Genomic DNA, 1,913 nt, shown 5'->3' with positions numbered 1-1,913 from the left:
GCCGCCATCACCGGCGCCACATTGGCGACGGAGTAGATGCCGATGACCAGCTCGAAACCGTAGAAGGCACCGGTCAGCGGTGCGTCGAAAGCGGCGGCGATCGCACCGGCGGCGCCACAGCCGACCAGGATGCGCACGTCGTTGCGGCGCAGCCGGAAGGCGCGGGCAAGCCGGGAAGCGATGCCGGAACCGATCTGCGTGTAGCCGGCTTCCAATCCGACCGAAGCCCCGAAGCCGGAGGAAATCATCGTCTGCGCCACGATGATGAACGTGTCGGTGAGCGACATGCGCCCGCCATAGAGCGCGTTGGCTTCGATAGGGTCGACCGGGGTACGGAATTTGAACCGCCTGAGCCAGATCACCGAAAGCCCGAGCAGCAGGCCGCCGATGGCGGGGAACATCGCCTGCACCGGATCGGCGAGCGAGAACATTGCCGAAAGCCGGCCGCCCGGCTGCACGTCGAACAGCAAATAGTGCATGCCTTGCACCAGCGCGCTCATGCCGGTGACCAGCGCGCCCGCGATCGCGCCGACCATGCCGGCCATCAGCACGATGACGATGCCGCGCGCCTCGAGCACGGGGATCGAGCTGATCAGCACCGCGCGAAGCCGGCGGGCGTAGACTCGTGGATCGTTTCTGGCAGGCAAGTGAACGGCTCGCCGGTATGCGGAAAGAAAACAGCTGCCATGGGTGATACGCGCGGTAACTATGCGTGGCAACCGCAATGCCGACCGCTTGTGGCGCCAATTTGACGGTGCGTGAACCACGCGCCGGGCGCCTCGAACCAGGTCTGGCCCTGGCTGTAGGTAAGCGGGCGGGCAGGGTTCCTACCCACCTCCAGCCTGAAAGCCGCCCGCTTTCAGGTCGGCGCGCCGCCATCCGTCTCGAAAAGCGTAAGCTTGCGATCGCCGATGCCGAGCTCAGCCCAGCTCGCGCGCCACTCGGCGATATGCGCCGATTTGAAATGCGCTTCGAGCGCGGCGCGATCGCTCCAGGCTTCCGAAACATGGATGAGCCCGGCGTCCAGCACATCCTGCGCGTAGGAATAGTGAAGGCAGCCCGGCTCGGCGCGGCTTGCCAGGATCATGCGTCGCATTGCTGGCCTTGCCTGCTCAAGCCTGTCTGGTGGCAGCCGAACCGTGCCGATGATCAGCAGCATGCGATTTTCCTTCCGCCGACGGGATCGAGGCGGCGCAGCCGCTCTCCCACCTTCGCGCACGCTTGGAGGATTACGGTCAAGGGCCTGACCTGTGCGTGGCGGGTCTTGATTTGGGGACGACATGGCAATCAGCGAAACACTACCGTCCGGCGTGGTGGCGAAGAACGGCCGCGATGTGTTCTTCGCGCTGGGCATCGTCGTCATCCTGGCCGTGTTGTTCCTGCCGATCCCCGCCTTCCTCATCGATATCGGGCTCGCCTTCTCGATCGCGCTCTCGGTGCTGATCCTGATGGTGGCGCTGTGGATCCAGCGGCCGCTCGACTTCTCGTCCTTCCCGACCGTGCTGCTGATCGCCACGATGCTGCGCCTGTCGCTCAACATTGCCACCACCCGCATGATCCTGTCGCACGGCAATGAGGGCACGCATGCCGCCGGCTATGTCATCTCGGGCTTCTCCAAGCTGGTGATGTCGAGCGATTTCGTCATCGGCCTCATCGTCTTCATGATCCTGATCGTGGTGAACTTCATCGTCATCACCAAGGGCGCCACCCGTATCGCCGAAGTCGGTGCGCGCTTCACCCTCGACGCCATCCCCGGCAAGCAGATGTCGATCGACGCCGATCTCTCCGCCGGCATGATCGACGAGAAGACGGCGCAGCTGCGCCGCCGCGAGCTGGAGGAAGAATCCTCCTTCTTCGGCTCGATGGACGGTGCCTCGAAATTCGTGCGCGGCGACGCCATCGCCGGCCTGATC

General features: G+C 64.7%; 3 protein-coding genes. 1 reads left to right on the top strand and 2 read right to left on the bottom strand.

Annotated elements, in window-relative coordinates:
- The coding region (locus EOA24_RS36150; RefSeq protein WP_133374821.1) for a chloride channel protein at positions 1-647 on the bottom strand (647 nt) is incomplete at its 3' end.
- 212 nt (positions 648-859) lie between these two features.
- Entirely contained in the window at positions 860-1,159 is a 300-nt protein-coding gene (locus EOA24_RS36145; protein WP_126081505.1) for a putative quinol monooxygenase, read from the bottom strand.
- A gap of 121 nt (positions 1,160-1,280) precedes the next feature.
- Between EOA24_RS36145 and EOA24_RS36140 the strand changes: the two genes are divergently transcribed.
- A partial coding sequence (locus EOA24_RS36140; RefSeq protein WP_189354529.1) for an FHIPEP family type III secretion protein occupies positions 1,281-1,913 on the top strand: 633 nt, incomplete at its 3' end.

This window comes from Mesorhizobium sp. M2A.F.Ca.ET.039.01.1.1 (genome assembly GCF_003998035.1).
Classification (GTDB): Bacteria; Pseudomonadota; Alphaproteobacteria; order Rhizobiales; family Rhizobiaceae; genus Mesorhizobium.
The sequence above is the reverse complement of the archived record's forward strand: the minus strand, read 5'-3'. Positions and strand labels throughout refer to the sequence as shown.

Excerpts from the sequence above, each read along its gene's own strand:
- EOA24_RS36145 (WP_126081505.1), bottom strand. The coding sequence starts at position 1,159 with ATGCTGCTGATCATCGGCACGGTTCGGCTGCCACCAGACAGGCTTGAG.